23 protein-coding genes and 1 tRNA gene are annotated in these 24,852 nt (G+C 62.3%); 16 read left to right on the plus strand and 8 right to left on the minus strand.

Annotation, left to right across the window (positions count from 1 at the left end):
* Positions 1–8: 8 nt before the first annotated feature.
* Positions 9–596, minus strand: a complete 588-nt coding sequence (locus AC2TZ7_RS01240; RefSeq protein WP_489865614.1) for a hypothetical protein — start codon at positions 594–596, stop codon at positions 9–11.
* A gap of 492 nt (positions 597–1,088) precedes the next feature.
* Between AC2TZ7_RS01240 and AC2TZ7_RS01245 the strand changes: the two genes are divergently transcribed.
* The 9 genes from AC2TZ7_RS01245 to AC2TZ7_RS01285 all read left to right on the plus strand — a co-directional run bounded on the left by AC2TZ7_RS01245 (position 1,089) and on the right by AC2TZ7_RS01285 (position 10,535).
* Positions 1,089–1,877 carry a hypothetical protein gene (locus tag AC2TZ7_RS01245; RefSeq protein ID WP_489865615.1) on the plus strand — a complete coding sequence of 263 codons (789 nt, stop codon included), beginning with the start codon at positions 1,089–1,091 and terminating at the stop codon, positions 1,875–1,877.
* Between the two features lie 262 nt (positions 1,878–2,139).
* The gene (locus AC2TZ7_RS01250; RefSeq protein ID WP_489866771.1) at positions 2,140–2,376 is read left to right on the plus strand and encodes a helix-turn-helix transcriptional regulator; all 237 of its coding nucleotides are present in this window, start codon (positions 2,140–2,142) and stop codon (positions 2,374–2,376) included.
* Between the two features lie 81 nt (positions 2,377–2,457).
* Positions 2,458–3,611 (plus strand): IS3 family transposase gene (locus AC2TZ7_RS01255; RefSeq protein ID WP_489864349.1). Its coding sequence is split into 2 segments (ribosomal slippage): positions 2,458–2,710 and positions 2,710–3,611, totalling 1,155 coding nucleotides; the frame shifts between segments, so codons are not numbered across the junction.
* A 227-nt stretch (positions 3,612–3,838) separates the two neighbouring features.
* A complete protein-coding gene (locus AC2TZ7_RS01260; RefSeq protein WP_489865616.1) occupies positions 3,839–5,653 on the plus strand; it encodes a hypothetical protein in 1,815 nt (604 codons plus the stop codon).
* 3 nt (positions 5,654–5,656) lie between these two features.
* Entirely contained in the window at positions 5,657–7,306 is a 1,650-nt protein-coding gene (locus AC2TZ7_RS01265) for a hypothetical protein (protein WP_489865617.1), read from the plus strand.
* A 207-nt stretch (positions 7,307–7,513) separates the two neighbouring features.
* Positions 7,514–7,897, plus strand: a complete 384-nt coding sequence (locus tag AC2TZ7_RS01270) for a hypothetical protein (protein WP_134331202.1) — start codon at positions 7,514–7,516, stop codon at positions 7,895–7,897.
* 89 nt (positions 7,898–7,986) lie between these two features.
* Positions 7,987–8,406, plus strand: a complete 420-nt coding sequence (locus AC2TZ7_RS01275) for a hypothetical protein (protein WP_134331201.1) — start codon at positions 7,987–7,989, stop codon at positions 8,404–8,406.
* Positions 8,407–8,913: 507 nt separating this feature from the next.
* On the plus strand, positions 8,914–9,930 hold the full coding sequence (locus tag AC2TZ7_RS01280) for a tyrosine-type recombinase/integrase (RefSeq protein WP_489865618.1): 1,017 nt from the start codon (positions 8,914–8,916) through the stop codon (positions 9,928–9,930).
* The gene (locus AC2TZ7_RS01285) at positions 9,927–10,535 is read left to right on the plus strand and encodes a tyrosine-type recombinase/integrase (RefSeq protein ID WP_489865619.1); all 609 of its coding nucleotides are present in this window, start codon (positions 9,927–9,929) and stop codon (positions 10,533–10,535) included. Before AC2TZ7_RS01280 ends, AC2TZ7_RS01285 begins: the two co-directional genes overlap by 4 nt.
* Positions 10,536–10,555: 20 nt before the next feature.
* Here the strand turns inward: AC2TZ7_RS01285 and AC2TZ7_RS01290 are convergent.
* Positions 10,556–10,631 (minus strand) — tRNA-Trp (locus tag AC2TZ7_RS01290).
* Between the two features lie 163 nt (positions 10,632–10,794).
* Between AC2TZ7_RS01290 and AC2TZ7_RS01295 the strand changes: the two genes are divergently transcribed.
* Positions 10,795–11,355, plus strand: coding sequence for a type 1 glutamine amidotransferase domain-containing protein (locus tag AC2TZ7_RS01295; RefSeq protein WP_489865620.1), 561 nt, complete (start codon positions 10,795–10,797; stop codon positions 11,353–11,355).
* A gap of 9 nt (positions 11,356–11,364) precedes the next feature.
* Here the strand turns inward: AC2TZ7_RS01295 and AC2TZ7_RS01300 are convergent, their stop codons facing one another.
* The 4 genes from AC2TZ7_RS01300 to tuf form a co-directional block, all read right to left on the minus strand.
* Positions 11,365–12,351, minus strand: coding sequence for a zinc transporter ZntB (locus AC2TZ7_RS01300; protein ID WP_489865621.1), 987 nt, complete (start codon positions 12,349–12,351; stop codon positions 11,365–11,367).
* A 70-nt stretch (positions 12,352–12,421) separates the two neighbouring features.
* Positions 12,422–13,090, minus strand: coding sequence for a CatB-related O-acetyltransferase (locus AC2TZ7_RS01305; RefSeq protein WP_489865622.1), 669 nt, complete (start codon positions 13,088–13,090; stop codon positions 12,422–12,424).
* 123 nt (positions 13,091–13,213) lie between these two features.
* A complete protein-coding gene (locus tag AC2TZ7_RS01310; RefSeq protein WP_489865623.1) occupies positions 13,214–14,089 on the minus strand; it encodes an alpha/beta fold hydrolase in 876 nt (291 codons plus the stop codon).
* A gap of 142 nt (positions 14,090–14,231) precedes the next feature.
* Positions 14,232–15,407, minus strand: coding sequence for an elongation factor Tu (gene tuf / locus AC2TZ7_RS01315; RefSeq protein ID WP_134331249.1), 1,176 nt, complete (start codon positions 15,405–15,407; stop codon positions 14,232–14,234).
* Between the two features lie 167 nt (positions 15,408–15,574).
* Here tuf and AC2TZ7_RS01320 point away from each other — a divergent pair, with 167 nt between their 5' ends.
* Positions 15,575–16,948 carry a cytochrome P450 gene (locus AC2TZ7_RS01320; RefSeq protein ID WP_489866772.1) on the plus strand — a complete coding sequence of 458 codons (1,374 nt, stop codon included), beginning with the start codon at positions 15,575–15,577 and terminating at the stop codon, positions 16,946–16,948.
* Positions 16,949–17,080: 132 nt separating this feature from the next.
* Here the strand turns inward: AC2TZ7_RS01320 and parC are convergent, their stop codons facing one another.
* On the minus strand, positions 17,081–19,309 hold the full coding sequence (gene parC, locus AC2TZ7_RS01325; RefSeq protein ID WP_078521356.1) for a DNA topoisomerase IV subunit A: 2,229 nt from the start codon (positions 19,307–19,309) through the stop codon (positions 17,081–17,083).
* Positions 19,310–19,479: 170 nt separating this feature from the next.
* Between parC and AC2TZ7_RS01330 the strand changes: the two genes are divergently transcribed.
* The 4 genes from AC2TZ7_RS01330 to AC2TZ7_RS01345 all read left to right on the plus strand — a co-directional run bounded on the left by AC2TZ7_RS01330 (position 19,480) and on the right by AC2TZ7_RS01345 (position 21,805).
* Positions 19,480–20,007 (plus strand): SH3 domain-containing protein, encoded by a 528-nt coding sequence (locus AC2TZ7_RS01330; protein ID WP_489865624.1) that lies wholly within the window; start codon positions 19,480–19,482, stop codon positions 20,005–20,007.
* Between the two features lie 121 nt (positions 20,008–20,128).
* Positions 20,129–20,968 carry an SDR family NAD(P)-dependent oxidoreductase gene (locus tag AC2TZ7_RS01335; protein ID WP_134331190.1) on the plus strand — a complete coding sequence of 280 codons (840 nt, stop codon included), beginning with the start codon at positions 20,129–20,131 and terminating at the stop codon, positions 20,966–20,968.
* Between the two features lie 61 nt (positions 20,969–21,029).
* On the plus strand, positions 21,030–21,233 hold the full coding sequence (locus tag AC2TZ7_RS01340; RefSeq protein ID WP_078521361.1) for a twin transmembrane helix small protein: 204 nt from the start codon (positions 21,030–21,032) through the stop codon (positions 21,231–21,233).
* A complete protein-coding gene (locus AC2TZ7_RS01345; protein ID WP_078571240.1) occupies positions 21,233–21,805 on the plus strand; it encodes a cob(I)yrinic acid a,c-diamide adenosyltransferase in 573 nt (190 codons plus the stop codon). Before AC2TZ7_RS01340 ends, AC2TZ7_RS01345 begins: the two co-directional genes overlap by 1 nt.
* Before the next feature lie 6 nt (positions 21,806–21,811).
* Here AC2TZ7_RS01345 and AC2TZ7_RS01350 read toward each other — a convergent pair whose 3' ends face one another.
* Positions 21,812–24,001 carry a primosomal protein N' gene (locus AC2TZ7_RS01350; protein ID WP_134331189.1) on the minus strand — a complete coding sequence of 730 codons (2,190 nt, stop codon included), beginning with the start codon at positions 23,999–24,001 and terminating at the stop codon, positions 21,812–21,814.
* Positions 24,002–24,138: 137 nt separating this feature from the next.
* On the opposite strand from AC2TZ7_RS01350, the gene fsa reads away from it, so the two are divergent.
* Positions 24,139–24,789, plus strand: coding sequence for a fructose-6-phosphate aldolase (gene fsa, locus AC2TZ7_RS01355; protein ID WP_098412117.1), 651 nt, complete (start codon positions 24,139–24,141; stop codon positions 24,787–24,789).
* Positions 24,790–24,852 lie beyond the last annotated feature (63 nt).

Here is a 24,852-nt window from a genome sequence, read left to right on the forward strand (position 1 = left end):
TTTTAGGATTATGCACTTGGGCTCATCGAAAGTGTCTGGAAGGCCCTTTCGAGGGCGGAATTTGCGCTCTTCAGCTCAATATTTTTCATCCGAAGCTCTTCGACCTCAACTGCGTATTCTTCAGCCCTGCGGATCGCTTCCTCGAGGTCCTGAGTGCATTTTTCAAGCTGATCACCCTGATCGACAAGCTGTTCTTCCAGCCTGCCAATTTGCCGATCACGCAACCTGATCCACCCTTCTGCTTCCTCCCGAGAGCGGTTTTCAGCTTGTTGCGTCTGCTCGTGCACCTTGGCCACCATCAGTTGGAGGTGCGAAGTCAAAGCGGCCACGCCGGGTTCGAGCTCATTCTTGATCCAAATCGGCAATCCGTTAAGCAACCGCCGCTCCTCCTCTTCTCGCTCGCGATCAAGAACCTCTTGCATGACCTTCTTCACAGATTCCGAGCTAGGGGATTTGGCGATCCCGGCCTCTTTGAGCCATTGGACAACACTAGCAGTCTTAATGGCCTCCTTTTTACGACGCAGATCAGCGATAGCGTTCGCGATATCGGCTTGGTTGAAATTGGGCTTCCGCCCGGCAGTGCTCTTCTCAGTCATTCGAACCTCTGTATTCGTGCAATCATTCGTTGATTTACTTGAGGAATGTAATTCAACGAATGGCCGCGTGCGGCCTGACACAGCGCCAAACCTGAACGGGAAGTGGGAGTGGTCTGCAAATCCCAAAACGGTTTGTTTCGAGGAGACGGTTCAGCCCTCGATCACGGCATGCGTTCGCTTCACTTGCCCGGGAAATCTTTTCTAAGGAGGGGTTCTAATACAGTTCCAAAAGTTGTTCTCGACCGGAGTAAATTCCACAAAACAACAACTTGGACACATGCCTGTCTCATGGAGCACGCTTTGACACCGTGCTTTCGCGGCTGATTGCCGGATTTTTTACGGATCAGAACCGGATCTTCACGGACACTCGAGGATTTTCACGGGCGGTCAGCGCAGTTCCACGGGGAGCAGCCGGATTTTCACGGATCAAACATTTTCTTCCCTCGCCGGGGAACAGGACGACCTTCCTGAGACACCAAACAGGAGACCGTTGTGAACGAAGACTACTACTCGATGCCGGTGGGCATGATTGACTTGTTGAACCGCGAAACTCTTAGCTTGAACGCGTTGCGGCTCGTGCACGGACTATATCTCGCTGTCGGCATGACACTGCCCGACAAGAGAGCGTGGGGCATTGCCGCGTCGAAAGGGTGCCGGATTCGGCTTTCCAGCCTACGCAAGACCATCGGGCCGCGAGGTGCAACGGACAATCGCGTCTACCATGCGGCTATCTCCGAGCTCCGAGATAAGAGCAAACTGTTTACGACACTCGAACCGATTGCCAACGGGCAAGGCGTTCTGTGCCGATTCGCGTCGCATGTGGTGAATTGCGGACGGGGAACTAACGTGGCGTTTGCAGGCTTCAAAGTCGAACACATCGCACAGTGCCGATCCTCTGCTGAGTTGCAGTTCCTCTCGAATGTGCTTCTGCACCGCAACAAAAGATACCCGCTCTTTCTTCTCCCAGGTTATGACAGCAAGCAATCCGCGTCGCATTGGCCGAAGGATCGAGATCGCTGGCTACGGGCGGCGCAGAAGGTGGCGTGCAAGACCGGCGACAGCTTCCTATTCGCGCTTCAAAGCGACGACTGGGAGACGGACAAGCTGACGATCAAGATCAAGATCAGCCATGTCGACACGACTTGGGATCCCGGAAAACTCTATTCGATGGGTGCGATGACCCGGCTCATCGAGGTGGATGCAACCGGGCATCGATACCTCGACGCTGAAACGGCGGTGTCTCGGCGCCTCTACACGAAAGTGCCGCACCTGCAGAACTGAGCCAGAACCGCCAAAATTTGGATTACCCGCCGGCTTTTCCTTTCTCCTCCTCCGGAGGTGAAACATGGCACAACACTCAGCGACGCGTGACGATCTTCGGACGTTCTTCAACGTGCAAAGCGACCGATCGGTGCCGGTCATTCTGCGAGAACTTGGGGTCTCCTGTCCGGGCCGAAAAATCCCTTGGGCTCTGGTCTGGAAAGCGATCGGTCTCTCACCGGACCAGGATCCGCAACATCATGATGAGCTGACGGCGCCCCTCATGACCACTCGGGAAGTCGCGGACGATCTCGGCGTCGACCCGGAGACGGTCTACCGGTGGGTGCGAGAGGGCCGACCGGACATGCCGCCCGCCATCGTGCTCGGGAAGAGACGAATACGCTGGCGCAAGAGCGACATCCGCGCTTGGCAGGGTCTACGGCCGATACCTTCCTACCCCAAGCAAAACAAGCGCAGAAAACCTGCTTTCGGAGCTCTCGCACCGAGGCCGGGGCAATGATTGAGCTACCCCCTGAAATTCGGACACTGACATAAGCTACGATTTGCAGTCTGCTGATCTTCGACGAGAAGGAGATCAGAGATGTCGAAACGCAAGCAGCACGCGCCCGAGTTCAAGGCAAAGGTCGCGCTGGAAGCCCTGAAGGGTGAAGAGACAGCGGCCGAACTGGCGAGCCGGTTCGGGGTGCATCCGACGATGATCCATCAATGGAAGCGGGCCCTGCTCGAAGGCGCGTCCGGCGTGTTCGAGCGCGGGGGCCGCAAGAAGCCCGAGATCGACGAGGAGCAGGTGAAGGAGCTCCACGCCAAGATCGGGGAGCTGGCGGTGGCCAACTCTTTTTTGGAACGAAAGCTGAAGCCCTGGGGCGGGAAGTGAGGCGCGGCATGATCGAGCCTCACCACCCGGACCTGTCGATCGGCCAGCAGTGCAAGCTGCTGTCGATCGCGCGCTCGTCTTTCTACTACACCCCCAAGGGCGAGACCGAACAGAACCTCGGCCTGATGCGACGGATCGACGAGCAGTTCCTGGAGACCCCGTTCTTCGGCGTCCGGCAAATGACCTGGCATCTGCGTAACGACGGACACTTGGTGAACGAGAAGCGGATACGGCGACTGATGCGCCTGATGGGGCTGATGCCGATTTACCAGAAGCCCAACACCAGCAGGCCCGCAAAGGGCCACAAGACCTATCCCTACCTGCTGCGAGGTCTGCGAGTGGATCGCCCGAACCAAGTCTGGTGCTCGGATATCACCTACCTGCCCATGAGGCGCGGATTTCTATACCTCGTTGCGATCATGGACTGGCACACGCGAAAGGTCTTGGCCTGGCGGATCTCGAACACGCTGGAGGCCGACTTCTGCGTCGAAGCGCTGAACGAAGCCGTCCACAAGTTCGGCCCGCCCGAGATCATGAATACCGATCAAGGGTCTCAGTTCACGTCCTTCGCCTGGACGGACACGCTGCGTCGATCCGGCGTGCGCATATCGATGGATGGGAAAGGCCGCTTCCTGGACAACATCTTCATCGAGAGGCTGTGGCGCACCCTGAAATACGAGTGCGTCTACCTGCACGCTTGGGAGACAGGATCGGAGACGAAGGCGGCCATCCGGAAATGGATGACCTTCTACAACCACCAGCGCCCTCACTCAGCCCTCGGCGGCAAGCCACCGGCGCTGGTGTATTGGCAGAGAAATGATATCAACCAACCCGGTCAGCAGGTGCAACGAGTAGCTTAATTTACGTCAGATCCTGTCCAAGAGATGGGGAGTAGCTCAGATTCACCGCTACTCACGCCCGCAAAATTCGTCGATCCGATACATCGGATACGGCCAAGTCACACCGATACCGGCAAGACCATTCCGATACGAACACCCCAAGGGTTTCTCGGGCGGCAACCCTTGGGGTGTCTGTATCGGCGCGGCGATTTTGCCATGAAATCACCGCTTAGACACGGACACCCCCGATGCTGAATCTCACTAAGCCTAAATCCGCAAAACCCGCTCTGCCAAAGGTGCCGACCTATATTGAAGTGATCGCCGACGTCACCGCGCGCGAAGCGCGCGGCAATATCACGCCAAGCGTTGCCGAGAGCTATCGCTCAGCGCTTCGAAGCTGTGCACGGCGGCAGAACATGCCTTTAGAGATATGCGTCGCTGATCTTGAGCGCTTTGACGCGGCTTTTCCGGAAGATGGGTTCGACCCGGGCAGAAACGGCAGTGCTCAAGGCTATCTTCAGATGCGGAGGCGCGCGCGTTGTAGCATCGCGAGTTTTCTGTCGGCGCGGGAAGGAATAATCCGCCCAGCGATCGACCTGGACGACGCCTGGGCCGAATTGCTCAGCAAACTCAAGCCGCTCACGCAAGACCATCCCACCCGCTGGGAGCTTGCGCCGCAAAAACTGATCCCAATCGCCAACCTCGCGAAAGCCTGTCGCGCTCTGGGCGTTCAACCGCGTCAGCTGGATAGCGGTGTGATGGAGACGCTAGAGACGCACTACCAGGGCGGACGTCGTGACAGCCATCGCTCGGCGGCCGGGATTCTCGATTCATTGCGTAGAAATTCGCAGCTGCAATCGCTGTTGCCCGCCCAGCCGATAGGTTTCGAACGCGCGCAGCAGCTGTCCGCGCTCCGGAGGCTGCCGGTGGCGTTCGAGGCGGAGCTGTGTGAGTGGGTGAAAAATGTAACAGTCGGCGACTGGGACCCTGTCTCCGAAGAGCATACCGACGAGCGGGTAAAGCATGCGCATGTCGCACGGGCCGCGTTCCGGACCTATTTACGCATGGCCCTCGATCTTGGATTGCTCGACGCCACCACATCTTCCTGCCTGTCGGCATTCTCCGATGACGTGGCGCCCAGGGTGATCGGCGCGCTGCTAGACCGAGATAACGCGCCGAAGAACGCGGGGCGTCTCGCTGGGCGCACGACGCGCAAATATCTCAAATGCATCCGGCAGACGTTGGAGCATGCTGGATATCAGTGTGATGCACTTTCGCAATCGCTCAAAGGCAACAAGGCCCTGAAAGCCGCCGCAAGGACAGACAAACAGATGGCGCCGAAGAACCAGGCATTCTGTCTCAACCTGATCGGGACCAAACACCTGCAGAAACGGTTTCTCACGGCGCACCGTCCGTTGCGCGAGGCGGCGGAGCACCTGCTTGAGCAAGCTGGTGGGCGGCAGCTCACACCGCGAGAGCGCTCGAAGGTCTTTGTGCTCGGGGCGGCGGCTGCCTTCGCTGCTCTTGAGATCGCCGGGGCTCCGCTTCGTATCGACAACGTTTTGCAGGCGTCAGTCGTAGGTCAGGACGCCTGGATCAGGGCCCCGGAGAAGGGGAAGGGACCGATCTCGGTCTTCATCCCATTTATGTCCACCAAGGCGAAACGCGAGGATGTTCGGTTCTCGATCAAGCCCGACAAGTTTGCAGGCCACGACACTCTGCTTTGGTATCTGCGACGCATCCGACCCTTGGCTCCCGGTGCTGCGAGCAATCGGTATTTCCTGCCGTCGCCGCGCGCAGACGGACAGCCGCTTTCGGATCAATGGTTCGGATCGAAGTTCAAAGAAGTGATGCGGGAGGTGGTGAACTTCCCCATGACCCCACACCAGTTCCGGCATGGTCAGACATCGCTTCTGCTCAACCGGCATCCCGAAGAGGTCGTGGTCATTGCGCGTCGGATCGGCGACCGGACTGACACCATGCTCAGCTTTTATGCCTTCATCGACGCGGTGGGCGCGATGGAGCGCGGCCAGTCGCTCGTCGCCGGCCTGATAGAGGAATGACAAATGACAACACGCACCTACGACACTCGCTCGGCCCAGGAGATCATCGCAGCGCCCATCTTTGACGGGCTGCGCGAGCTCCCCGGGCTGGCGGGCCTCCCAACACGCGAATTGCGGATGCTCGGCCGTTTCCTGACTTGGGCCTCAGAACTCCAAATCGAGACACCGGGAAAAGAAGACTTTTTGTGCTTTGCCGAACGTGCCGAATCGAAGCGCGCGCTCGCGGACCTCCGTTCTGCATTCAATCGGATCCTGCCGCCCGACGCGGCTGTTCTCGGTGAGCTACGTGATGCATTGCGGGAAATGCGCCCTGCGTCTCGTCGCTGCGATTGGCGTGATCGCGACACAATTCTCTCAGATCCGCAATTTGAACCCTACCGAGATGCTCCAGGTCTCGGTGAGGTCTCGCTTGAAGATCTGCGCGCGCTTGATCGCTTTCTCGCCTTCGCCGAGGAGCGGCGGATCGAGGTGCCGACGGTGGACAACTTCCTCGCCTTCGCGTCAGACGTGAGATCCACCCGGCGCCTGCGTGCGGTCGAGGCAGCGCTTACGCGCATCATTCCAGGCAACCCGGCTGTGCTGTTGACGCTCCGAGCGGCGATTGAGCGCAAGGCGCCCCGTGCTCCGAGATCGGACGCGCCGCCGCGCCCTTGCATCCTCGGAGTCGACCGACACGATCTGCCCGCGGAATGGCGAGAGACACTCGAGGACATTCGAACGAATGCGCTCTTCGCGCCGAGCACGGTGAAAAGCATGGAGGACGTCCTACGGTCCTATGCCGGGTCGTTGCGCGATGCCGGCATGCCGTTCAACATTACCGTCGAGGGTCTGCGGATTCACGAAAAACGGCTGAGAGATCGGAAAGGACGGCCAGCGACGCTTGCAACACATACTCTGCGGCTTTGCCAATTCGCCAGACATCACGGCGTGGCCGACGCCATTAGTGAGGATCTACGTCGACACCACCGACATCTGTGCAAAGGCCTCGGTCGCGTTGTCCCGCTGAAGGAGGTCAGATATGCAGCACTGCCGAACCTCGCCGAGACCTGGAGCCTGGCGAAGCTCTTGCTTGCGGACGCGCGCAAGGCTCCGCATCGTGGTCCCGCGCGACGTTTGCGTAACGAAGCTGCGGTCATCGCGCTCTGGTCGTTTCTGCCCCTGCGACTTGCCGACAGCGCCCTTCTCTGGGGCGAGGATATCTGCTGGGACGACGATGCCTACAGGGTGAGCATCGTAACTCAGAAGGCAGACGTGCCACTGTCAGGGCGATTGCATGCGCGCCTAATCCCATTCCTCGATGCGTTGCTGCTCGAGGGGGTGTCAGTCGAGTATCTCGAAGAGATGCGCGCACGCGCAGAGACGCAGCGATTGCCGCTTCTGCGCCGTCACGACGGCCAGCCCTTGGCGCACGACTACCCCTCGACGGTCTGGCGCAAGCACTTCGGAACGGGAGCGCATATCGCGCGAACTCGGATCCACACCGAGCTCGGAAAATTGGGTCCAGCCGGGGTGGAAAGCGCCCTGGCGCTCTGTGCCCAGCGAGACCCACGAACCCGGGAATTCTACCAGGCACGCTCGCTTGCCGATCTCGAGATGCAGCGCGGGCAAGAGTTGATAGGCGAACTCTTCAATGATCTCGGCTGCCTTGAGTGACATGACGCGCAGACCCTAGCCGAGTCTCGACTGAGATCCTTGAAAGACGGCCGATTACAAGGCCACCTCCTCGGCGAGCCCTTCTTGCGAAGCTCGCCGGCCAGATGGCCTCGCAACCAACCAATCCCGCGGCGGGAGAAAAGGAGTTTTCCAAGCCGATCTTGAAGCCTCGCGAAGATCGCGAGGCATGACAGGAGGAATGCTGTCATGAAACATTTTACCCCCCTCCAACCGCAACTCTTCGCGCTGTCGTCGTTCCTCGTCGAACACGCAGAGCCGCTGATGAACGCCGCTGGTGTGCTCGGTGGCAAGCGAGCCGTCCAGCAGGTCGCCGAGCTGATCCGCGAGCTTCCTGAGCAGCAGGCTCTGTCGCGGCGCCTTGCCCGGAAGCTCGAAAGCTTTCGGGACCTGCTGACGCTCGAGCATGTCGCCGACGTTGAGTCGCTCGAGGCGGTGCATTTTGCGTTGATCGATCCGGAAGATCCGGTCGTTCCCGAGATCTGCTGGCTGACTGACCAGTTCAGCGGCTATCTCGACGCACTTCGCGACGCGGACCCCGTCGCGTTTCAAGCTCAGCCTTTGGCGGCTTGACTGACAACCCCGTGCCGCTGCCTGCGAGCAGATGGCGGCACGTTCTTGAGGAGCGGAGGTGATCTCCGCTCATACGCACGGAGGTCTCAATGCGTATGTTTGAAAAGTCCCTGAACACACAAGAAGCTGCTGTGAAGGCTATCGTCTCTGCGCGCGATCTGGCCAAGGTAATGCGGGCTGCACCATTCGAACAGTTCTCGCGACATGAACTGATTCCGAAGCTGGAAGCTGGCGGGCTCTTGCTCGATCCGCGTGAAGGTGATCCTGACGCCCTCGCAGAGCTGGTTCTCGAAACGCTCGAGGAACTTGCCCCCGGGTATAGGGAAATCGCGCTCAACTACGACACCGATGGATTCCAGTTCGCCGACGGTCTCTGTGAGGCCACGCGGAAGTTGTGGGCGCGGCTGGATGAATTCAGGTGCCTGCGTCAGCGCCTGCTCGACTATGCGGAGGCAGAGCGACAAATTTTTCGTCTGAATCTGCTGGCGATTGAGCGTGGGCGGGGCTGAAAAACATTGGTTGGTCGGGCCGGATATCGGCGGCTCGGCCATCAAGACACAACAAATAGAGCAATATACACCTTCACACCTCTACATTTAGTAGAGAGGTCAAACCAAATCGCGCCAGTTCCCAGGTGCGTCGGTTTCTGCCATCAAGCCTCAGAAAACCAATACAGGGCACATTGGCCGCTCCCGCCACGACGACGTGCTCGCTTATCAGCCCCTGAGAATTTCCATGGCCAGATCCACCTCAACATTCAAGCAAACCGACATGCGGACAGCATTGAAAGTAATGCAAGCAGCTGGCCTGACCGTCGCCGGTTCAGAAATCGCGCCGGACGGCACGATCCGCATCTTCACCACCGTGGGGCTAGTCTCCGTCACAGCCCTCCTCTCTCGAAAAATGGAAGGCAAAGCGAAATGCAAGTTCGACTTAAAGGTCTCAACAGGGTCCAGAAGACCTTGGCAAATGGTAGAAAGGTCACCTACCACTATGCTTGGAAAGGAGGCCCCCGGTTGCCGGGCAAGCCGGGGGATCCCGAGTTCGTGGCGGCTTTCAATGAGGCTGTGGCAACGAAAGCTGCTCCGGCCCAAAATGTGCTGCAAGCCGTTCTGACGAAGTATCAAGCCTCGCCGAAATTTGCAGAACTCGCAGAACGAACGAGAAAAGACTACATCAGAAACATTTCAAAGATCGAAGCAGAGTTCGGCGATTTCCCGTTGTCTGCAATGTCCGAACCAGGGGCAAGAACCGTCTTTCTCGGCTGGCGCGATGAACTTGCAAAGCAGTCTGCGCGTCAAGCCGACTATGCGATGACCACACTTGCAGCAATTCTCTCTTGGGCCCTCGATTATGGCCTCATTGCTGCGAACCCGTGCAGGCGTGTCGGCAAAACCTATTCCGGCGACCGTTCTGAGATCACATGGAGCACTGAGCAGAAGGACGCGTTCTTGAAGGCGGCCCCTGAGAGGATGATACTGCCCTTCCTGCTCGCGGAATGGTTGGGACAAAGACAAGGGGACCTCATCCGCCTGACATGGTCAGCCTATGACGGCAGCTACATCAAGTTACGTCAGAGCAAGACCAAGCGTCTGGTTACACTCCCCGTGCCTGCGGACCTGAAAAAACGTCTTGATGACCTCAAGCCCAAAGACGAAACCAAATGGTCAGAGACTATTCTCAAGAACTCCCGAGGCCTGAGCTGGACATCCGACGGGTTTCGCACCGAGTGGCGGAAAGTCCTGAAAAAAGCAGATATCAAGGGGGTCACCTTTCATGACCTACGAGGGACCGCGGTGACTCAGTTCGCTTTGGCCGGCTGCACCGTCGCGGAGATCGCCACTTTCACCGGGCACAGTTTGAAAGAAATCAATGCCATTCTGGACAAGCACTATTTGAGCCGCAACGTGAAACTCGCCGAATCTGCTTCGAGGAAGCGTGAAGCTTATGAAGCAAGGCAAGAAACGGGCGGTGGAGCCCACAAACAGTCGACAAAGCCATTTTATGGCAAAGACAAAAGGAACAAAAAATGAACACACCCTCCGAAACTACCCTCAGCACCGACAAAATCTGGACACCAGCGGATGAGGCCGCTTTTGTCGCGGTGGCCTCGCCACAGCTAAAATTGGCGTTTTATCTTGCTACATGGACCGGCCAACGTTTGGGCGATCTTCTCCCGCTCGAGTGGCACGCCTACGATGGCGACACCCTGCGCATTCGAAGACGCCTGGATGATCGTCTCATTTCCATCCCTGTAAGTGCAGAGTTGAAGGACATTCTCGACGCGTCAAAACCAATACGGCAAGGACCTACAATTCTCGCATTAAAAGACGGGAAGGCATGGACTATTGCGGGGTTCTCGTTCGTCTGGCGGAGAACCATGGCGAAAGCTGGCCTGACCAACCTGTCGTTTCATGATCTGCGGCGCAGCGCATTTCAGAGACTTTCTGACCAAGGCTTCAGTGACCTGGAAATCTCCAAAGTTCTCGGCCTCGATGTGAAACTTCTGCGGGGCATCCTGACGGCGAACACTTCATCTCGACCGGCAGGCATCGATGATTCCGCAGTCAAGCACGCTGAGCGGGAAAAATTCCCAACCAAACGCCCAACTGCAGATGAGAACGGACCTCGCCATTGACGTTTCTTCCAAAAAATCAATGGCAGGGGCAGAGGGACTCGAACCCACGACCCTCGGTTTTGGAGACCGATGCTCTACCAACTGAGCTATACCCCTAGGCCGTGGCGTGGGTGCTAAAGTCTCACGCGACCGAAATCAAGTGCCTTTCCACCGATCTTTCGCATTTCCCCGCCGAAGAAATCGTCGTGGAACGCATGCCGGGCGCAGATCGTTTTTCTCCCGAACCTGCGCAAGCTGCGCCTCAAGGAAAGGAAAGCAAATGCCCAAGATTTCCGAAGCCCGCATTCTGATCATGGCCACCAACGGTTTCGAGCAAGCCGAGTTGACCGTTCCGCGCGACAAGCTGACCGAGGCTGGCGCGCAAATCGACCTCGCCTCGCTCGACGGCGAAGACATTCGCGGCTGGGACGAGACCGACTGGGGCGAGACCGTTTCGGTGCAGTGCAAGATCTCCGACGTCGTCGCCTCCAACTACGATGCGATCGTTCTCCCCGGCGGTCAGATCAACCCCGACCTCCTTCGCGTCGAGAAAAGCGCGCTGGACCTGCTGCGCAGCTTCTACGACCAAGGCAAGGTGGTCGCCGCGATCTGCCACGCACCATGGCTCCTGATCGAGACGGGAATCGCCAAGGGGCGCAAGATGACCTCGTATCATTCGGTGCGCACCGATGTCGAAAACGCCGGTGGCGACTGGGTGAACGAATCCGTGGTGTCCGACAATGGCGTCGTCACCTCGCGCAACCCGAAGGATCTGGACGATTTCGTCGCGAAGATCATCGAAGAGGTTCAGGAGGGCCGCCACATGCGCGAGGCCGCCTGATCGCGCGAACTACCGCTTCCCGCGCTTCGAATAGAGGCGCAGGAGGCCCATCACCATCAACGGAGCCGCGACGATCAGAACGCAGGCGATCACCAGATAAGTGAACGCGTTGTCGGAGTTCAGCCCCGGCATCCCGCCAATGTTGACCCCGAACAGACCGGTGAGAAACCCGAGCGGCAGGAAGATCGTCGACACGACCGACAGGACGAAGGTGTTGCGGTTGACCCGGTCCGAGAGTTGGCTCGACAGTTCTTCGCGAAGCACCTGCGCCTGATCGCGCAGCTCGTCCATATCTTCCGAAATCCGAGTCATCTTCAGCGCTTCTTCCTCGATCTCGCGCCGCGTGACCTCGTCGATGATCGGGCTCTCCGCCTGTGTCAGTCGGATCAACGCCTCGCGTTGCGGCGCGAGGTACCGCCGCGCCGCGATCACCTGCAGCCGCAAATCCAGAACGTCGCGGCGCATATGGTCGGCCTGCCCGCCATAGACCTGATCTTCCAACGCCTCGGCACGCTCGTCCAACTCGGTCTGGAACACCCCGATATTGCCGACGATATCCTCGGTCAGTCGCACGAGGAAGGTTCCCGCATCGCTGGGCCCTTTGCCGTCGCGGATCGCCGCGTTCATCCCTTCGATCGCGCGCACACGCTTGCGTGAAATCGTCAGGATGCGCTGCCGGTCGAGATACATGCGCAGCGAGACCATATCCTCGGGGTCTTCGCCCTCGTTGAAGTTGATCGCGCGCAGGATCACCAGAAGCCCCTCGCCGATCTGGCTCATGCGCGGGCGCGTATCGACATCCAGCAACGCCTCCACCGCCTGCGGGTCGAGGTAATCCAGCTCCTCGCGAATCCAGCGCTGTGCCTGCGGATGCGTCCCGTCGAGATGCGCCCAGGCGAGCCGCTCGTCCCGCAACGCCTCGACGATGTCGGCGGGCCCGTCGGGATCGGGCGCGCCCGTCAGGATATGCGAGAAGAGGATCGGGCTGTTGGTCATCCGGGCTCCGGGAGAATTCGTCGCGCTGCCCAGAGCCTAGCGTCGTTGCGCGCAGCGGCAAGCCTCTCGCTCAAGGCGCGTGTTCGGCCAGCGCCGCCACATCTCCCGCTTCCAGCGCGGGCAACGCCCTCTGGATCGCCTCCACCGGCCAGTCCCACCACGCCAGATCGAGCAATCGTGCAATCTCATCGGGGCTGAACCGGGACCGCACCACGCGCGCCGGATTGCCCGCGACGATGGCAAAGGGCGGCACGTCCTGCGCGATAACCGAGCCAGCCGCCACGATCGCCCCCGCCCCGATGCGCACACCGGGCATCACCATCGCATTGAAGCCAAGCCAGACATCCGGCCCGATCACGGTGTCGCCGATCGCGGCATTCTCCTCGAGATATTTCCCCGCCGTCTCCATGTCGAAAATCCGGAACGGATAGGTCGTAATCCCGCCCATCGGGTGATTGGCCGAAGCGGTGATGAAGCGCACCCCATGCGCGATCTGCGCGAAAGCCCCGATCACCAGCCGCTCGGGGCAGCCGGGATAGAGGTATGGCGCAAGCTCCGCCGCCGCGTCCGCCACGGGGGCAAGCGGGCTGTAATAGGCATAGCGCCCGACCTCGATATTGGGATGGTCGATCACCGCCTGCAGGAACACGGTGGGTTCATGCGGCGTGCCATCGGGCAGAATAACGGGATTGCGGGTATCGGGCGCAGGAAAGCGCCGCGGCAGCGGATGGGCAGACATGGAGAGACCTCTCTCGATCAGGGTTTCAGGGAAACGGGATCAGAAAAGGGTCTTGTCCATCGGAGCCTCCATCGTGCGTCCCATCAGTCTAGCGCAAGCGGCGGGGCCGCGCCAGCCGCCCGCTCAAAGCTTGCGCGCAAGCCAATCCTTCACCGCCTCCGCGATCTGCTCCGCCGCCTCCGGGTCGAGGTGGAAGTGGTGGTCGCCCGCGATCTCGATGCTCTCGTAATCGGCGATCAGCTCGGCCCCCCATCGCGCCAGCTCCGCCGTGCCCTCGCGCTGCGCCCGGATCCCGTCCCCGGCCCAGATGTTGAGGACCGGCGCGCGGATCGCCCGCAGCACCGCCTCCACATCGTCGCGGTCGAGCTTCACCGCAGAGCTCGCGAACAGCCGCCGGTCGCCGCGCAGATGCCAACCCTCCGGGCCTTCTTCCAGTGCACGGTCCGCCAGCGCCTCGGCCACCACGCGCGCATTGCCCTGCCCCGCGCGGCGCGCGATATAGTCCTCACGCGTCGGGAAACGGCGCGCGGGCCGCGCCGCCTGCGTGGGCACCTCGGTCAGATAGGCGCGCAGCGTTGTGACGAAATCCCGCGCCACCGGCTCGGGGGCCAGCGAATCGAGCGCGATGACCCCGCGCACCCGCTCCGGCATCGCCGCCGCCAGCAACGCCGAGATATTGGCGCCGCGCGAATGGCCCAGCAGCACGCACTCCTCCCAGCCCAGAGCGTCGAGCACCCGCAGGATCTGCGGCAGGTCGTCCCAGATATTATAGCTCGCATGGGCCGCGCGATGCCCGCTCAGGCCCTGCCCGCTCAGATCGAGCGCGACGACGCGGCAGCCCTCGAGCCGCGGCGCGAGCGCGGCAAAGCTGCCCGCATGATCCATCCAGCCATGCAGCGCCAGAACCGGCAGACCATCCCTTGGGCCCCATTCGAGCCCCGCGATCCGCAGCCCGTCCACATCCCAATGGCACTCGCGTGCCGCAGTTGCCTCTGCCATGTCCCACATCCTCCCCCATGGTCCGCCCGCAGAAGACCTAGCGCGACACGCCCGCGATTACGACCACCCGCGCAAACCCCTCACGCAAAGCAAAAGGGCCGCCCAACCGGGCGGCCCTTCGCAAATCGCTATGATCCGAGGATCACTCGATGATTTTCGAGACGACGCCGGCGCCGACGGTGCGGCCACCTTCGCGGATTGCGAAGCGCAGACCGTCTTCCATCGCGATCGGAGCGATCAGTTCGACTTCGAACTTCAGGTTGTCGCCCGGCATGACCATCTCGGTGCCCTCGGGAAGGGTCACGGTGCCGGTCACGTCCGTCGTGCGGAAGTAGAACTGCGGACGGTAGTTCGCGAAGAACGGGGTGTGACGGCCACCTTCCTCTTTGGTGAGGATGTAGGCTTCTGCCTCGAACTTGGTGTGCGGCTTAACCGAACCCGGCTTACACAGAACCTGACCACGCTCAACGCCGTCACGGTCCACACCGCGCAGCAGCGCGCCGATGTTGTCGCCAGCTTCACCACGGTCCAGCAGCTTGCGGAACATCTCGACGCCCGTGCAGGTCGTCTTCGAGGTGTCGCGGATACCCACGATTTCCAGTTCGTCGCCGACGTTGATCACGCCACGCTCGACGCGGCCGGTCACAACCGTACCACGGCCCGAGATCGAGAACACGTCTTCGATCGGCATCAGGAAGGGCTGGTCAACGGCGCGCTCCGGCGTCGGGATGTAGCTGTCGACAGCTTCCATCAGAGCCTTGATCGAGTTCTCGCCGATTTCCGGATCACGGCCTTCCATCGCGGCCAGAGCCGAGCCCTTGATGATCGGGATATCGTCGCCGGGGAAGTCGTAGGACGACAGAAGTTCGCGAACTTCCATTTCCACGAGCTCGAGCAGCTCCTCGTCGTCGACCTGGTCAACCTTGTTCAGGTACACGACCATCGCCGGGATGCCGACCTGACGGCCGAGCAGGATGTGCTCGCGGGTCTGCGGCATCGGGCCGTCAGCTGCGTTCACGACCAGGATCGCGCCGTCCATCTGCGCTGCACCCGTGATCATGTTCTTCACGTAGTCGGCGTGGCCGGGGCAGTCGACGTGCGCGTAGTGACGCGACTCGGTCTCGTATTCCACGTGCGCGGTCGAGATCGTGATCCCGCGGGCCTTCTCTTCCGGCGCGCCGTCGATCTGGTCATACGCGCGGAAATCACCGAAATACTTCGTGATCGCAGCCGTCAGCGTCGTCTTGCCGTGGTCAACGTGGCCAATCGTGCCGATGTTGACGTGCGGTTTGTTACGTTCAAACTTTTCCTTTGCCATCTCGCGGGGCGCCTCTGGTTAGGGGGCCGCTAGCAGCGAGCCCGAGTCAATATCGCGCGCTACCTATTGCGCTGGCGGGGAAAAATCAAGCCCGGAATGCAGGGTTTCCCCTGTCTGTGTTCGCGGTTTCCCTTGGGCAGCGACCGGTGCCGCACTACCATCTGCTCATGGATTACGCTGCGACAGACGACACCCACCGCCTTCCGACCCGTGCGCCCCTTGCCGAGCATCCGCTGGGCATCTTCGCGAGCTTCCGCGCCGCGCGGCGCAACCTGTTGGAAATCATACCGGAACTGGCGACCCATGCGCCGATCATCTCGGGTAATACCGGGGCGCGCTGGCATATGGTCATGGACCCAGACAGCCTGCGCCACATCCTCAAGACGCGCGTCGAGGATTATCCGAAATCGGTGGTGACCAAGCTCATCCTCGGGCCTGCCGTGGGGGAAGGGCTGTTCGTCGCCGAAGGGGCCGAATGGCGCTGGCAGCGCCGCGCCGCCTCTCCGGTCTTCGCCGCGCGCAACATGGAGGCGCTCGCCCCCGTCATGGGCGCCGCAGCGGAGGCCTCTGCCGAACGCATCAGCACCGCCGCCGATACCGGCCGCGCGGTGGACCTGCATCAGGAAATGGTAGCTGCGACCTTCGAGGTGATCTCGGACGTGACCTTCTCGGGCGACGAGGGTTTCGACCGCGCCGCGATCCACCGGGCGATCGACGCCTATATCGCGCAGACGGCGAAGGTCTCGCTTCTGGATCTCTTCGCCCTGCCCGCCTGGGTGCCGCGCCCGCATCGGGTGATCTCCTCGGGCGTCGTGCGCGACCTCAAGCGCCATGCCGACCGCGCCATCGAGGCCCGGCGCGCGGGCGAGGCGAAAGCTGTGCCCGACCTTCTGGACCTGCTCGACGGCGCGCAGGACCCCGAAACCGGCCGCGAGATGAGCCCGGCCGAGCTGCGCGACAACCTGCTGACCTTCATCGTCGCAGGGCATGAGACGACCGCGCTGACGCTCGCCTGGGCGCTCTACCTCTGCGCCTTCGACCCGGAGGTGCAGGAGGCCGCCCGCAGCGAGGCGCAGGCGGCGCTCGGCGCGCATGCGGCGACCGTCGACGACCTGCCGAAAATGCCCCTCGTCGCGCAGATCGTGAACGAAAGCCTGCGGCTCTACCCGCCTGCGGGCTTCCTGTCGCGCACGGCGCGCAAACCCGACACGCTTCTGGGGCGCGAGGTGCGCGCAGGCGACACGGTGATGCTGCCGATCTACGCGCTCCACCGCCACCACGCGCTGTGGGACGACCCGCATGCTTTCCGTCCGGAGCGTTTCGCCAATCCGACGCATGACCGCTTCGCTTTCCTGCCCTTCGGGGCCGGGCCGCGAATCTGCATCGGCGCAGGCTTCGCGATGCAGGAGGCGCAGATTATCCTCGCCACGCTCCTCGCCCGGTTCCGCTTCACCGCCGTGCCTGGGCGCGAGCCTGTGCCGGAGATGATCCTGACGACACGCCCAAAGGGCGGCATCTGGCTGACGGTAGAGCGCGCGTGACGGGAGAGAGCAAACACGCGCCCTTCGCCTTGGTGAAAATATCCCGGGGGTGAATTGCCCGACAGGGCAAGAGGGGGCAGCGCCCCCTGGCGGATCGCCCGGACCTGCCCGGACGATCCCTCAGGCAAAGCCTCAGGTGAACCTGTTATCCCGCGGGAAGCCACGCGGCGCCATGCGGCCCGCCGAGGCCCGCTTGCCGGTCCATTCGGCGAGATCGGTCTCGGTCCGGGTGCGGCCCGCCGGATCCTTCCAGCTCAGCCCATCGGCCAGGGTGAAGGTCTTCGCGTCGCTCAGGCCACCGTCCTTGTATTTCTGCAGCCGGACACCCTTGCCGCGCGCCATTTCGGGCAGTTCTTCCAGCGGGAAGACCAGCAGCTTACGGTTCTGACCGACGCAGGCGACCGTATCGCCGTCGATCTTCGAGCAGACGGTGGTTTTCGCCGCGCCCTTCATGTTCAGAACCTGCTTGCCCGATTTGGTCTGCGCCACGAGCTCCTCGCCCGGACAGACGAACCCGTCGCCATCCGAGGAGGCCAGAAGGTATTTCTCGCCCGCCTTCGGCAGCAGCAGATGGGTCACCTCCGCCTCGTTGGGCAGATCGACCATCAGCCGCAGCGGCTCGCCCATGCCGCGCCCGCCGGGCAGATTCGCCCCCAGCACGGTATAGGCGCGCCCGTTGGAGCCCATCGCGACGATCCGGTCCGTGGTCTCGGCATGCATGGCGAACATCGGCCCGTCGCCATCCTTGAACTTCACCTCGGCATCGAGCGCGTTATGGCCCTTCATCGCCCGGATCCAGCCCATTTTCGACAGGATCACTGTGATGGGCTCGCGCTCGATCATTGCCTCGATCGGCACTTCCTCGACCTCGCCCGCCTCGGCGAAGCCGGTGCGCCGGGCGCCGCCCTCGGCATTGCGGCCGAATTTCTTGTCGATGTCTTTCAGCTCACCGCCGATTGTCTTCCATTGCAGCTTTTCGGAGGCGAGCAGGTCTTCGAGCCCCGAGCGCTCTTCGATCAACGCATCGCGCTCGCGTTTGAGCTCCATCTCCTCGAGCTTGCGCAGACTGCGCAGGCGCATGTTGAGGATCGCTTCGGCCTGCACGTCGGACAGCTCGAACTCGGCCATCAGCATCGCTTTGGGTTCGTCCTCGTAGCGGATGATCTCGATCACCCGGTCGAGGTTCAGGAAGGCGATGATATAGCCTTCGAGCACTTCCAGACGTGCGTCGATCTTGTCCATCCGGTGCTGCGAGCGGCGCAGCAGAACCTCGCGACGGTGATCGAGGAAGGCGCGAAGCACCTCCTTGAGCGAGCAGACCTTCGGCACCCGCCCATCGATCAGCACGTTCATGTTGAGCGAGAACCGGACCTCCAGATCGGAGTTCTTGAACAGCATCCCCATCAGCATCTCGGGCTCGACGGTGCGCGATTTCGGCTCCAGCACGATGCGGATATCGTCGGCGCTCTCGTCGCGTACATCGGCCAGCGCGGGCACTTTGCGGGTCTGGATGACCTCGGCCAGACGCTCGATCAGCTTGGATTTCTGCACCTGATAGGGGATCTCGGTGACGACGATCTGCCATTGACCGCGGCCCAGTTCCTCTTTCTCCCAACGCGCCCGCAGGCGGAACGCGCCGCGGCCCGTGCGATAGGCGTCGCGGACATTCTCGGGCGGTTCGACCAGCACGCCGCCGGTCGGGAAATCGGGGCCGGGGATATGCTCGACCAGTTCGTCATCGGTGATGCCGGGGCGCTTGATCATCTCCAAAAGCGCCTCGACCAGCTCGCCAAGGTTATGCGGCGGGATATTCGTGGCCATGCCGACCGCGATGCCGCTTGCGCCATTGGCCAGGAGATTCGGGAAGGCGGCGGGCAGCACGACCGGCTCGGTCAGCGTGCCGTCGTAGTTCGGGCGGTAATCGACCGCGTCCTCGGCCAGACCTTGCAAAAGCGCCTCGGACGGGGAAGCCAGACGCGCCTCGGTGTAACGCGAGGCTGCCGGGTTATCGCCGTCGATATTGCCGAAATTGCCCTGCCCGTCGACGAGCTTGTAGCGCATCGCGAAATCCTGCGCGAGACGCGCCATCGCGTCGTAAATCGCGGCATCGCCGTGGGGGTGGTAGTTCCCCATCACGTCGCCCGAGATTTTCGCGGATTTCCGGAAGCCGCCGGTGGGCGACAGCTTCAGCTCGCGCATCGCGAACAGGATGCGCCGATGCACCGGCTTCAACCCGTCGCGCGCATCGGGCAGCGCCCGGTGCATGATCGTCGAGAGCGCATAGGTCAGATAGCGCTCGCCGATCGCACGGCTCAGCGGTTCGGAACTGGTGGAGAGGGGATTTTCTTCGTCACTGCTCATGCGGATTTACTAAAGCCGCGCCCGATCCCGGTCCAGCGGGAAAAGCAGGAATAGGAATTTCCACGGAACTTTTCCCCCGTCGGCGGAATTTCACCGACGTAGAGCAGAGAGAATCGTGTTAACATTTTTCACGCTTCCCCAGCTGCCAAGTCGGAATCAGGGGGTTGATCATGGGTAAGTTATTGCTGACCACGTTGGCGGGTATTTACGCTGTTATGGCCATCGCCGGACGCGACGTTCCCGGGAACGTCGAACAGGCCTCGGCGGCTACCTCGAATGACACCGTACAGGTCTCACGCGCCGCGAGTGACAATCAAGAGCTTTCAGCCAGCGAGGCCCCTCAAATAGTTGCGAAGGCTGCCGCCGCATCGCAGACCAACACGCCGAAAGTCGAGAAGGCCTCCCTGATCACCCGCATCACGCCGAACACGCGGATGCCGGGCCCCGAACTCAAACCGTCGCCGGAATATCGCGACACCTCGGCGCCGAAAGTCGAGGGCGGCACGCTCTGGAGCGTGACGGCCAATGCGCTCAACGTGCGCTCGGGCCCCTCGACCAGAAACGCCGCGATCGACCGCGTCCGTAAAGGCGATGAAGTGCTCGTCGTGGCCGAGACCGGCGGCTGGGCGCATGTGAAGATCGAGGGCGACGGCACCGAAGGCTGGGTCTCCAAGAAGTACCTGCGCCCGGCAAATTGACCTAAACCGGTCTGCCAGCCGCTAAAATCTTGCCTTTTCAAATGGCTCGAAATACCCCCGTCGGAGGCAAACCTCCGGCGGGTTTCTCTTTGCACCGCCGAACCACTGGGAAGGCGCGCGCATGGCCAAGACGATCCTTATCACCGGATGCTCCTCGGGCATCGGCTACGACGCGGCCCATGGGCTGAAAGCCGCGGGCTGGAAAGTCTTCGCCACCTGCCGCCGTGAAGAGGATTGCGAGCGCCTGCGCTCCGAAGGGCTGATCTCCTTCCAGCTCGACGTGGCCGATCCCGAAAGCATCGAGGCGGGCTTCAACGAGGCGCTGGCGCGCGGGCGCGGTCGACTCGACGCGCTCTACAACAATGCCGCCTTCGCCTGCCCCGGCGCGGCCGAGGACATTCCGCCCGGCGCGCTGCGCGAGATCTTCGAGACCAACCTCTTCGGCCTGCACGACCTGACGACCCGCGCGATCAAGGTGATGCGCGCGCAGGGCGACAATGGCGAGGGGCGTATCCTGCAATGCTCGTCGGTGCTGGGCTTCGTCGGGCTGAAATGGCGCGCGGCCTATGCCTCGACGAAATTCGCGCTGGAAGGGCTGACCGATGTGATGCGGCTCGAAATGGCCGATACGGATATCAAGATCGTGCTGATCCAGCCCGGCCCGATCACCTCGAAAATCCGGGTCAACTCGATCCCGCCTTTCGAGAAATGGGTGGATTGGGAGAACTCCGCCCGCCGCGCGCAATACGAGGGCAGTCTGCTCAAGCGCCTCTACCAAAGCCGCGGCAAGCCCGACACGTTCGAGCTGCCGCCCTCCGAGGTGACCAAGGCGATCCTCAAGGCGCTCGAGGCTCCGAACCCGAAGCCGCGCTACAAGATCACCACGCCGACCAAGGCAATCAGCGTCGTGCGCCGCTTCCTGCCCGACCGAATGCTCGACTGGGTGCTGGACAAGGGCTGAAAATCCTTTCGCATTTTCGTGATCTCCAGCTATGTCTTGAGCCCAGAGGGAGAGAGACTACATGCGCAACGACCCGTTATTTTATGTCGTCGCTCTGGCGAGTTTGGCGGTTCTGGTGATCTTGATGATCGGCATCGCGGGCTTCGGACGCGGGGGCGATTTCAACAAGAAACATGCCAACAAGCTGATGCGGTTGCGCATTGCCGCCCAGGCGGTCGCGATAGCGCTGATCCTGTTGTTCGTTTATCTTAGAAGGGGTGGCTGATGGTCGTTCTCAATCGCATCTACACGCGCACCGGCGATGCCGGGGAAACCGCGCTCTCGAACGGGGTGCGCGTCGCCAAACATTCCGCGCGCGTGACCGCCTATGGCACCGTGGACGAGCTGAATGCGACCGTGGGCATTGCGCGCCTGCATGCGGATGAGGCGCTGCAAAAGCAGCTTTCCGTGATCCAGAACGACCTCTTCGATCTGGGCGCCGATCTGGCGCGGCCCGATATGGAGCATGACGACGAGGCGGGCTACCCGGTCCTGCGCATGGTCGAGTCCCAGGTGACCCGGCTCGAGACCGAGATCGACGCGATGAACAAGAAGCTGGAGCCGCTGCGCAGCTTCATCCTGCCGGGCGGGACGCCGCTTGCCGCGCACTTGCATATGTCGCGCACCGTGGCGCGTCGTGCCGAGCGCGAGGCCGTGTCGCTGGCCGCGATCGAAGGCGTCAACGAATGGGCCGTGAAATATCTCAACCGCCTTTCCGACTGGTTCTTCGTCGCAGCCCGCATCGCGAATGACGACGGCAAGGATGATGTGCTCTGGGTTCCCGGAGCGAACCGCTAAGCGCCGTCAAAGGAAGCTCTGCGGATCGATATCGACCGCGAGCCGCGCATTGGTCGGCAGTTTCAGCCCCTTGAGCCAAGCCTTGAGCGCGCCCTGCAGCGGCGCGCTTTTCTCTGCCTTCACCAAGAGCCGCACCCGATGCCGCCCGCGCACCCGTGCGATCGGCGCAGGCGCGGGCCCGAAGACCTGCGCCCCTATCCGGCGCAGCGCGGCATCGTTGCGCGCGAGGTGGTTGCCCACCTCAAACAGCGGCTGCAAATCCGGCCCCGACAGGATGATCCCCGCCATCCGCCCGTAAGGCGGCACGCCCTGCGCCTGCCGAGCGGCGGCCTCCTGCGCCCAGAACGCCTCCTCGTCGCCGCCCAGAATCGCGCGGATCACCGGATGCTCGGGCTGATAGGTCTGCAACAGCGCCGCGCCCTTCTCCTCGGCCCGGCCAGCCCGGCCCGCCACCTGCCGCATCAACTGGAACGTCTTCTCCGCCGCGCGCAGGTCCGAGCCCTGCAGGCCCAGATCGGCGTCGATTACCCCCACCAAGGTCAGCCGCGGGAAGTTATGCCCTTTAGCCACGATCTGCGTGCCGATGATGATATCGGCCTCGCCCTGCGCGATCTCCGCGATCTTTTCCTTCAGCGCACGGGCCGAGCCGAACAGGTCCGAGGACAGCACCGCCAGACGCGCCTCGGGAAAGCGCTCCGCGACCTCCTCGGCCAGCCGCTCCACCCCCGGCCCAACGGGGGCGAGCTTCCCTTCCACCTCGCAGCTCGGGCATTTTACCGGGATCGGCTTGGTCTCGCCGCATTGGTGGCAGACGAGCCGCTTGAGGAAACGGTGCTCCACCATCCGCGCATCGCAATGATCGCAGCCGATCTGATGTCCGCAGGCGCGGCAGATCGTGACCGGCGCATAGCCGCGACGGTTGAGAAACAGCATCGCCTGCTGCCCCTCGGCCACCCGCGCCAGAACCTCCTTCACCAGCGTTGGCCCGATCCAATGCGCGCTCTCGATGGCTTCGTCACGCATGTCGATCGTACCCATCTCGGGCAGCTCCGCCGTGCCGAACCGCGCGCCAAGATCGAGCCGCTGATATTTCCCGGCCTCCGCGTTCGCCCAAGTCTCGAGGCTCGGCGTCGCCGAGGCCAGAACCACCTGCGCGGAACAGCCCGAGGCGCGCAACACCGCCATGTCGCGGGCGTTATAGAGAACGCCCTCCTCCTGCTTGTAGGAGCTGTCATGCTCCTCATCGACCACGATCAGCCCCAGATCGCGGAACGGCAGGAACAGCGCCGAGCGCGCGCCGACGACAAGCTGCACCTCTCCCGCCCCGCAAGCCTTCCATAGCCGACGACGTTCGGATTGCGTGACGCCGGAATGCCACTCGCCGGGACGCGCGCCGAACCGCGCCTCGACCCGTGAGAGAAATTCCGAACTCAGCGCGATCTCGGGCAGCAGCACCAAAGCCTGCCGCCCCTTGCGAAGACATTCCGCGACCGCCTCCAGATAGACCTCCGTCTTGCCCGAGCCGGTCACGCCCTTCAGAAGCGTCGTCGAATAGGCCCCGGAGCCCGCGCGCAAAGCCTCCGCCGCGGCGGCCTGCGCCTCCGACAGCGCCTTGCCGGGCCGCGCCGGATCGAGCCGCGGGAACGGCTGATCGCGCGGCACCTCCGCCTCGATCAGCGCGCCGGTCTTCACCAGCCCCTTCACCACCTGCGTCGTCACCCCCGCCAGATGCGCCAGCTCGCTCAGGTAGAAGCCGGCACCGCCATGCTCTTCCAGCACCTCCAGCACCCGCGCCCGCGCATCGGTCATCCGCGACGGCTCCCGGTCGCCCAGCCGGTAAATCTTGCGCATGCCCGGCGGGTCGCCCAAGCCCGGCGCCCGCGTCGCGAGCCGCAGCACCTGCGGCAAGGGCGTCATCGTGTATTCCGCCATCCGCTCCAGAAAGACGCGCAGCTCGTCGCGCATCGGCGGCACGTCGAAGACCCGGTTCACCGCGCGCAGCTTGGCGGCATCGAAACCGCCCTCGCCCGGCCCCCAGACCACACCCAGCACCTTGCGCGGCCCCAGCGGCACCTCGACGAAAGCCCCGCTGAAACACCCGCCCTCCGGCGCGCGATAATCGAGCGGCCGCCCGATCGGCTCCGCCGTCAGCACCGCGACCCGCGCGCCCTCTTCGAACCAACCGGGCTCAGACATCGCCCTGCCTTCCAACTGCCCTAAATATCTCGGGGAGCGGCGACGCCGCGGGGCGGAGCCCCTCTCCCGTTGCGACCTCTTTCACCCTCGCCGCTTTTGCGCTAACACGCTCGCGACTGCCGCCAAGGAGAGCTGCCATGAAATTCTTCGTCGATACCGCCGACACCGCCGCGATCAAGGAACTCAACGATCTGGGCATGGTCGATGGCGTGACCACCAACCCCTCGCTGATCCTGAAATCGGGCCGCGACATTCTCGAAGTCACCAAGGAAATCTGCGACATGGTCCACGGGCCGGTCTCGGCCGAGGTCGTCGCGACCGAGTCCAAGGACATGATCGAAGAAGGTATGAAGCTCGCCAAGATCGCCCCCAATATCGCGATCAAGGTTCCGCTGACCTGGGACGGCCTGACCGCTTGCAAGGCTTTCGCATCCGAAGGCCACATGGTCAATGTCACGCTGTGCTTCTCGACCGCGCAGGCGATCCTCGCCGCGAAGGCGGGCGCGACCTTCATCTCGCCCTTCATCGGCCGTCTCGACGACATCAACCTCGACGGGATGCAGCTGATCGAGGACATCCGCACGGTCTATGACAACTACGATTTCTCGACCCAGATCCTCGCCGCGTCGATCCGCTCGGTGAACCACATCAGCGACGCTGCGCGCATCGGCGCCGACGTGATCACCGCGCCGCCGGCGGTCATCAAGTCGATGGCGAACCACCCGCTGACCGACAAGGGTCTGGCCCAGTTCCTCAAGGATTGGGAAGCGACCGGCCAGAAGATCTGATCTTCTCGCGTGAGTCCGAAACGGCACAGGCCCGCCTCTCCGGCGGGCCTTTTTCGTGGCACG

Source organism: Thioclava sp. ISO4 (genome assembly GCF_058105145.1).

Coding starts and splice junctions, on each gene's coding strand:
- AC2TZ7_RS01240 (WP_489865614.1), bottom strand. CDS start 596: ATGACTGAGAAGAGCACTGCCGGGCGGAAGCCCAATTTCAACCAAGCC.
- AC2TZ7_RS01250 (WP_489866771.1), top strand. CDS start 2,140: ATGACCACTCGGGAAGTCGCGGACGATCTCGGCGTCGACCCGGAGACG.
- AC2TZ7_RS01260 (WP_489865616.1), top strand. CDS start 3,839: ATGCTGAATCTCACTAAGCCTAAATCCGCAAAACCCGCTCTGCCAAAG.
- AC2TZ7_RS01265 (WP_489865617.1), top strand. CDS start 5,657: ATGACAACACGCACCTACGACACTCGCTCGGCCCAGGAGATCATCGCA.
- AC2TZ7_RS01270 (WP_134331202.1), top strand. CDS start 7,514: ATGAAACATTTTACCCCCCTCCAACCGCAACTCTTCGCGCTGTCGTCG.
- AC2TZ7_RS01275 (WP_134331201.1), top strand. CDS start 7,987: ATGCGTATGTTTGAAAAGTCCCTGAACACACAAGAAGCTGCTGTGAAG.
- AC2TZ7_RS01285 (WP_489865619.1), top strand. CDS start 9,927: ATGAACACACCCTCCGAAACTACCCTCAGCACCGACAAAATCTGGACA.
- AC2TZ7_RS01295 (WP_489865620.1), top strand. CDS start 10,795: ATGCCCAAGATTTCCGAAGCCCGCATTCTGATCATGGCCACCAACGGT.
- AC2TZ7_RS01300 (WP_489865621.1), bottom strand. CDS start 12,351: ATGACCAACAGCCCGATCCTCTTCTCGCATATCCTGACGGGCGCGCCC.
- AC2TZ7_RS01305 (WP_489865622.1), bottom strand. CDS start 13,090: ATGTCTGCCCATCCGCTGCCGCGGCGCTTTCCTGCGCCCGATACCCGC.
- AC2TZ7_RS01310 (WP_489865623.1), bottom strand. CDS start 14,089: ATGGCAGAGGCAACTGCGGCACGCGAGTGCCATTGGGATGTGGACGGG.
- tuf (WP_134331249.1), bottom strand. CDS start 15,407: ATGGCAAAGGAAAAGTTTGAACGTAACAAACCGCACGTCAACATCGGC.
- AC2TZ7_RS01320 (WP_489866772.1), top strand. CDS start 15,575: ATGGATTACGCTGCGACAGACGACACCCACCGCCTTCCGACCCGTGCG.
- parC (WP_078521356.1), bottom strand. CDS start 19,309: ATGAGCAGTGACGAAGAAAATCCCCTCTCCACCAGTTCCGAACCGCTG.
- AC2TZ7_RS01330 (WP_489865624.1), top strand. CDS start 19,480: ATGGGTAAGTTATTGCTGACCACGTTGGCGGGTATTTACGCTGTTATG.
- AC2TZ7_RS01335 (WP_134331190.1), top strand. CDS start 20,129: ATGGCCAAGACGATCCTTATCACCGGATGCTCCTCGGGCATCGGCTAC.
- AC2TZ7_RS01340 (WP_078521361.1), top strand. CDS start 21,030: ATGCGCAACGACCCGTTATTTTATGTCGTCGCTCTGGCGAGTTTGGCG.
- AC2TZ7_RS01345 (WP_078571240.1), top strand. CDS start 21,233: ATGGTCGTTCTCAATCGCATCTACACGCGCACCGGCGATGCCGGGGAA.
- AC2TZ7_RS01350 (WP_134331189.1), bottom strand. CDS start 24,001: ATGTCTGAGCCCGGTTGGTTCGAAGAGGGCGCGCGGGTCGCGGTGCTG.
- fsa (WP_098412117.1), top strand. CDS start 24,139: ATGAAATTCTTCGTCGATACCGCCGACACCGCCGCGATCAAGGAACTC.